The following is a 263-nucleotide window of genomic DNA, read 5'->3' as shown; positions in this document are numbered from 1 at the left end:
ACTGCCGGTGTAAGCCGAGAGGAAGGTGGGGATGACGTCAAATCAGCACGGCCCTTACGTCCGGGGCTACACACGTGTTACAATGGGGGGTACAGAGGGTCGCTACCCCGCGAGGGGATGCCAATCTCGAAAGCCTATCTCAGTTCGGATTGGAGGCTGAAACCCGCCTCCATGAAGTTGGATTCGCTAGTAATCGCGCATCAGCCATGGCGCGGTGAATACGTTCCCGGGCCTTGTACACACCGCCCGTCAAGCCATGGAAG

Annotated in this window: 1 rRNA gene; it reads left to right on the top strand. The window is 58.6% G+C overall.

Features of this window, described 5'->3' with window-relative positions:
- A 16S ribosomal RNA gene (locus WS34_RS15245) occupies positions 1-263 on the top strand; the annotation flags it as partial.

The organism is Odoribacter sp. N15.MGS-14 (assembly GCF_000980245.1).
Taxonomy (GTDB): domain Bacteria; phylum Bacteroidota; class Bacteroidia; order Bacteroidales; family Marinifilaceae; genus Odoribacter; species Odoribacter splanchnicus.
Note: the sequence above shows the minus strand (reverse complement) of the source record. Positions and strands in the feature narration are given on the sequence as shown.